Raw genomic sequence first — 6,276 nt, 5'->3', positions numbered from 1 at the left:
GCGACTCAATATAACTGACTAAAACTAAAGAACCGAAGTTCTTTATTATTCTGAATAAATAAATTTATTCGTGTGTCACTTTTATTGATGAGTAATCTATTCACGAAGTGAAAAGTTACTGCCTTGTGCTATATAAATAACAAAAGGACTTTGATTTTTTTTGAAATCACATCAACAATAAGTGTCCACACAGATTGTTTGATTAAATTGTTAAAGAGCGTGCCTTTCGGCGAGGTGCGTATATTACGCTACCTGCAAACGATGTCAAGGGCCAATATAATGTTTTTAATCAACGTTAAACGTTATTAAAAACTTAACCTGTTTCGTTCTAAGTAACCGGTTTGACTTGCGTCTTTCCCGTTTCCGTGGATGCGCATTATAGAGACTTTGATCACGCTGGCAAGGGTTTTATTGACTATAAGTTCAATAAAATGATCGAACGATTATTTAACAATCAATGTGCTCATTTATCATCTAAATAAAGCTGTTTTTTTAACTGTTAAGCATAATATTTTCTTTGCCCATATTCTTTAAATACGGTTTATAGAGTAAATAGCTTAATGTTTCGCAGTAAAATCAAGGATAGTTGGCATTTGATGAGTACTAACTGTCTATTGCAAATCAAAACAACGAGCTTCGTCTTTATTTTAACCACAAAGTTGAGGTATACAAAAATGTAGATTGGTAAACCTCCTTCGGATTACTCTAGTATTGCCATTTTCATATATGATTGAGGTATTTTCACACCATGAGCTTCTTGTTGCGCCAACCATAATTCACGTTTCTTTAAGCGCACCAGATCTAAATTTGCATTCGCTTTTTTATAATAGCTTGGTGATATATCGATGGCTTTTTGGAAAAAATATTCAGCTTCGTCTAAGTTGCCATCGAGCATAACAAAGTACCCCAAATCATTATAAGCTTCAAAGTCGCTCATCACTTGCTTTAAAGTTTGAATCGCTCGGCTGTATTGATTTTTTCTGACATATAACAAACCTAAATTAGTCCAAGCTCGTTTCAATCCGGGATCTTGATTAATTGCTTTTCTGTAATAATTTTCGGCCTGACTCAACGCTCCCGTTAAATAATAGGAATAGCCAATATTGGATAACACATTAGGGAAGTCTTCATTGATGTTTAATATTAAGTTGTAATAAATTCGAGCTAAAGAAAAGTTACCATTCATATCCTCTAACACACCAGCAGCATTATAGGATTTTGTCAGAGATTCATTATCCAAATCGTAGTAGCCACTGGTTTTTATGCCACCTAATTTGCTAAGACGTTGCTGATCTAAGATTAGAGCTTGCTGCAAATGGATTTTAGCTTGCTTATATTTTCTGTCCTGCAGTTCAATAATGCCCAAATTTTGATGAGCAAGGATCAAAGTAGGATCAATTTTGAGCGCTTCTAAATAAGCACGGGAGGCAATGGATTTATCATTACGAAGTTCATGAACATGAGCAATTGCAATTAATAGTTTGGTATCGGTAGGGCTCATTTCCAAGGCTTTAACATAATGAAATAAGGCCTGTTCAAGATCGCCTTTTTGCTCAGCAGTCAATGCTAATTTAGAGAACTCCTCTACTGTTGGGGTTTTCAATGCAGCACTGTCCTGGTTTTGTCCCGACGTGCTGCAACCAAAAATTCCAAACGTTAAAACTAAAATAATCGTTTTCAGATAAAAACTTAATGTAGCAGTCCTGTTATTCATAAATTCCCCTAAAAAGCTTGACCCCAAACGGCCATCACTTTAAGCACCGCAGGTCCAATAGCAACAATAAAAAATGAAGGCCAAATACAAAACATCATCGGAAATACCATTTTCACGCCAAGTTTTGCGGCTTTTTCTTCTGCTTCCTGTAACCTCTTATCTCTATATTCGTCCGCATAAACTCTTAAAGTATCGGCTATCCCGGTACCGAGCTTTAAACTTTGTACAATCACTGAGTTTAATCCTCGAATATCTTCAAGACCGGTACGCTCAGAAAACTCATGTAATGCGTCCTGCATCGAATAGCCTGCGCGCACTTTGCTGCAGACTAAGGTCAGTTCTTTGGAAAGTTCCGGGTGGGCAAATTGAAGCTCTTTCCCCACTCGCTGGAAAGCTTCTAACAAACCTAAACCGGATTCACAACAGACAACTAATAAGTCCAGGGCATCGGGGAAAAAGCGACGCAAATTTTGTATTCGTGAACTTGCAAGATAGGTAAGAATCAATCCAGGTAACAAATAAGCAATGCCAATAATGACAGCAAAAAGATAGATACTGAGCATGATGGAAAGATCAGTAAACAGTCGATTAACAATAACCGCTATACCTATTGAGATTAGTACAAAAATCAATTTCAACGCATTATAGATATTTAAAGCGTTCTGGGATTGAAACCCGGCATGGATTAATAGACGTTTGGTTTTATTGTCCCCCGCAAATTGGTGGCGAATAAAAGGGAGTTTAGTCAGCGAATGCTCTAATGATTGATTAAAACCCGCATTGTTTCCCGAATAAGTCTGTTCACCTTTACCCATTTTCTGTAACTGTAATTTTATCGGTGAGTAGACACCTGAAAACAATAAACTTAACGCCACAGCAAAAGTTATCCCACCAGCCGCTGCGACTCCGTAAAGTAACAATTCTGCGTATTGAGGATCACTAACATAACTATTAATTAAACTAAGAATATATTCCATAATGATGTCTCTCTTTTTTTACAGATCAATTTTTATCAATTTACTTATCCAAAAAATGCCGAATAACATGCCTAAACCACCCCATTTTAATAAATCTATACCCTCCGGAGTGCTAGTTAATGTAGCGATATAACCGGGGGAACTTATATACAATACGGCAAACAGCGCAAAAGGAGTCAATACCAATACCCAACCGGAAAGGCGACCTTCCGCCGAAAGCGTTCTAACCCGACGTTTAAAAGCAAAGCGTTGACGAATAATTTTTGAAAGACCTTCAATTTTCTCTGCTAAATTGCCCCCGGTTTCCTTTTGAATACTGACCGCGCTGGCAAAGGCCATTGCCGACGTAATAGGCACACGTTGCACGAAGATTAAAAGGGATGTTTTCACATCGGTTCCAAAATTAATTTGACTAAATAAAATATAAAATTCTTTGGATAATTCACCCTGAGTTTCTTCATAAACCAATTTTAAGGCTTCGGAGAAAGCATAACCCGCCTGCAGCCCTCGTCGAAGAACATCAAGTGCTTCCGGAAACTGCTCTTCAATTTTTTCAAGACGGTTATTCATTGCCCTGTTTAACTGCAGATTAAATAAAAATAAAACCACAAGAATGCTCAGGAAGACAAACAGAGGGTCAAGCGTATAATGCCAAATCAGCAGCGCAATCAGAGCCGCTACCAATAAAGCCAACAAAGCATATTGGTGGCCGAGCATTTTGTAACCCGCTAATTGTAATTTATAGGTTAAGTTTTTTATGAACTCAATCTCTTCCAATGCCCTCAATAAGCCAGGCAGTTTTTCTAATTTTTTATTAAGTACCAAGTCGGCTTGCTGGACAATGCCCTCTGTTGAAATTTTTTTAAGATGCTTCCTTAATAACCGCGTGTTAGTCTTTTGCGGACTGTAAACGGAGATCAATAGGGATTGAAATAAAAAAATAACCGCAGCAAAAATTAAGAGTAAAAACCAAATTTCATTTGTCATACAGCCTCCTAAAAATTAGCGATATTATAATCCACACCATAAACAGCAGCGGGCAAATCTATCCCTTTTAACTTAAGCTGGTTATTAAAGTTAGGTACTATGCCCGTCGCTTTATAATTCCCTTGAATATTGCCATCGGCATCTTTACCGGTTCGTTCAAATTTAAAAATTTCAGACATGGTTATAATCTCTCCTTCCATACCATTAATTTCCTGCACACTGGTAATACGTCGGCAACCATCTTCATGACGCTGTAATTGAATAACCACATTAATAGCCGATGCAATTTGCGCGCGAATATTTTTAATCGGCATATCAAAACCTGCCATGCAAACCATATTTTCCATCCGGCCTAATGCATCTCTTGGTGTATTAGCATGCAGTGTCGTTAAAGAACCTTCATGACCGGTATTCATTGCAGCTAGCATATCAATAGCCTCAGCCCCCCTGACTTCACCAATAATGATTCTGTCAGGCCGCATACGTAAGCAGTTTTTTATTAAATCGCGCTGTACTACCTCTCCTTTTCCTTCGATATTTGCGATACGAGTTTCAAGGCGGACAGTATGGGGTTGCTGCAGTTGTAATTCAGCAGAATCTTCAATGGTAATAATGCGTTCATTTTCAGGAATATAACCAGATAAAATATTTAACAATGTGGTTTTACCACTGCCGGTCCCCCCCGAGATGAGCACATTTAATTTACCTACAATAATAGCTTCAATAAATTGGCCCATTTCTTTACTCATGGAACCATAGGCAATCAGTTGCTCGGCGGTTAATTTTTCGACAGAAAAACGACGAATAGATAGGCAGGGGCCATCGAGTGCCAAAGGAGGAATAATCGCATTAATACGCGAACCATCCTGCAGACGGGCGTCTACCATAGGCGATGATTCATCAATTCTGCGACCCACTCGAGATACGATGCGGTCAATAATATTAAGCAGATGGTGATTATCATAAAAAGTGACCGGAACTTTTTCTAATTTACCAAAGCGTTCCACAAAGATATTGTCAAAGTTGTTGACCAAAATATCTGAAATAGAGGGATCCGCTAACAAGGCTTCCAACGGACCTAACCCTAAGACCTCATCAATAATGAGTTTGATAATTTTTTGCCGCGAAAGTAAATTTAACGGACGGCTTATGTCATTGAGTAACTGATGACAAATTTCAGTAATTTGTGCGCGTGCATTTTTATCATCTAAGGTTTCTAAAACAGACAAATCCAACATTTTTAATAGCTTTGCAAAGGTTTCCTGCTTAATCTGCAAATCTTGCTGACTAATGACATCATATGACGGCTGCTCTTTGTTTTTTAAGGATTCCATCATTTACTCCTTGTGTGAGTTAAGCGAAAAACGAGACCAAAAGCTTGTTGAACCTGCACTTTTTTTGATAGAGATGGGGAACAACTTAGAGACTATTTGTTCAAAATCTGTTTTGATTTTTTTGGGATTGTTAGCCTGCTGTATGGATCTACCCAAGTCCGTACAGGCACTGGCTAACTCATAATTATTATGGATAACAAAGGCTGATTCTATGCCCACTGCTTTTTTTATTTCTTCGACATTAATAGTGCTGTGCTTACTTGAAAAGCGGTTCACCACCAGATGAATTCGCTCGGGTTTTATGCCCAGACGAATTTTCATTTGCGACACTAACTCTTTCGCTTTACGGATACTGACAATATTTTGTTGTACTACGACTAAAACCACATCGGAAATATCAACAATTGGCAGACTATGGGCATCTAATCCTCGCGAAAGATCCGCAATAACTAACTGGTAACTGCTGCGGATTTTGTTTATTAACAGACTTAAATCATTAGAATTTAGTGTGTCAATATCAGAGATATGGGAGTAAGGTTTGACCGGCATCAAACTTAAATTCCCGTTTGAGCACATGATGGATTTAATCGCCAGCGCATCTAATTCTTGAATATCTTTTAGTGCATCTGTTATGAAATATTCAGGCTCAGCGCCGAACATATCCGCTAAAGTCCCATGTTGAAAGTCACCATCATACAGAGCTATATTGTCATGGGTTTGCTCGGCACAAATATGTCCCAGGCAATCGGTAATAAAACTTGATCCTGAACCGCCCTTACCATTAATAATACTCACCACTGGCGCCATTTTTATATTGGCTGAAATTTGTTCCGTTAGTAATAATAGGGCGGGTCCAATTTCTTCACTAAAATGATCCAAAGGAATAAAGTCTTTAACCTGGTACTGCATTGCTTTACGCATCAAAGATGAAGAAATATCATTGCCTATCAATAAAGCAGGAATGTTCTGCGCCGCAGACTTTTCCATATCGGCGCAAATTTGCTGCTCATCACCACAATAGACTAAGAACACCATTTTAATATCTGTTTCAATAAAAGTGATTTTTGGCTCTATTTTCAACATTAAGTTTTTCACTGATTTCAAGCAACCCCGCACTTGTTCTCGGCGCGATGGATCAGCACAAACTAATAGACTATTGACTCCAAAAGGCAGGGAAAATTTTAGCGGATCCTTCGCTATTGAAGAAGAGACCTCTGCTGGTTCTTTTAATATTGAGGCTATTTTTAGCGTATTTCTTTCCATG

General features: G+C 38.1%; 5 protein-coding genes. All 5 read right to left on the bottom strand.

Annotation, left to right across the window (positions count from 1 at the left end; genetic code table 11):
• Window positions 1–700 precede the first annotated feature (700 nt).
• Genes ACJAZP_RS08900 through ACJAZP_RS08880 form a run of 5 tightly spaced genes read right to left on the bottom strand, consistent with a single transcriptional unit; the run spans window position 701 to window position 6,275 of the window.
• Window positions 701–1,714 carry a tetratricopeptide repeat protein gene (locus ACJAZP_RS08900; RefSeq protein WP_415230387.1) on the bottom strand — a complete coding sequence of 338 codons (1,014 nt, stop codon included), beginning with the start codon at window positions 1,712–1,714 and terminating at the stop codon, window positions 701–703.
• A gap of 8 nt (window positions 1,715–1,722) precedes the next feature.
• The gene (locus tag ACJAZP_RS08895) at window positions 1,723–2,691 is read right to left on the bottom strand and encodes a type II secretion system F family protein (protein ID WP_415230386.1); all 969 of its coding nucleotides are present in this window, start codon (window positions 2,689–2,691) and stop codon (window positions 1,723–1,725) included.
• Window positions 2,692–2,709: 18 nt separating this feature from the next.
• Window positions 2,710–3,678 carry a type II secretion system F family protein gene (locus ACJAZP_RS08890; protein WP_415230385.1) on the bottom strand — a complete coding sequence of 323 codons (969 nt, stop codon included), beginning with the start codon at window positions 3,676–3,678 and terminating at the stop codon, window positions 2,710–2,712.
• A gap of 8 nt (window positions 3,679–3,686) precedes the next feature.
• A complete protein-coding gene (locus ACJAZP_RS08885; protein WP_415230384.1) occupies window positions 3,687–5,012 on the bottom strand; it encodes a CpaF family protein in 1,326 nt (441 codons plus the stop codon).
• Window positions 5,013–5,015: 3 nt separating this feature from the next.
• Complete coding sequence (locus tag ACJAZP_RS08880) at window positions 5,016–6,275, bottom strand: AAA family ATPase (protein WP_415230383.1); 1,260 nt, start codon at window positions 6,273–6,275, stop codon at window positions 5,016–5,018.
• Window position 6,276 lies beyond the last annotated feature (1 nt).

It is taken from the genome of Psychromonas sp. (assembly GCF_047632955.1).
Lineage (GTDB): Bacteria > Pseudomonadota > Gammaproteobacteria > Enterobacterales > Psychromonadaceae > Psychromonas.
The sequence above is the reverse complement of the archived record's forward strand: the minus strand, read 5'-3'. Positions and strand labels throughout refer to the sequence as shown.

Bases quoted from the DNA above. Each gene is read 5' to 3' on its own strand.
- ACJAZP_RS08885 (WP_415230384.1), bottom strand. From the start codon at position 5,012: ATGGAATCCTTAAAAAACAAAGAGCAGCCGTCATATGATGTCATTAGT.
- ACJAZP_RS08880 (WP_415230383.1), bottom strand. From the start codon at position 6,275: ATGGAAAGAAATACGCTAAAAATAGCCTCAATATTAAAAGAACCAGCA.
- ACJAZP_RS08890 (WP_415230385.1), bottom strand. From the start codon at position 3,678: ATGACAAATGAAATTTGGTTTTTACTCTTAATTTTTGCTGCGGTTATT.
- ACJAZP_RS08900 (WP_415230387.1), bottom strand. From the start codon at position 1,714: ATGAATAACAGGACTGCTACATTAAGTTTTTATCTGAAAACGATTATT.
- ACJAZP_RS08895 (WP_415230386.1), bottom strand. From the start codon at position 2,691: ATGGAATATATTCTTAGTTTAATTAATAGTTATGTTAGTGATCCTCAA.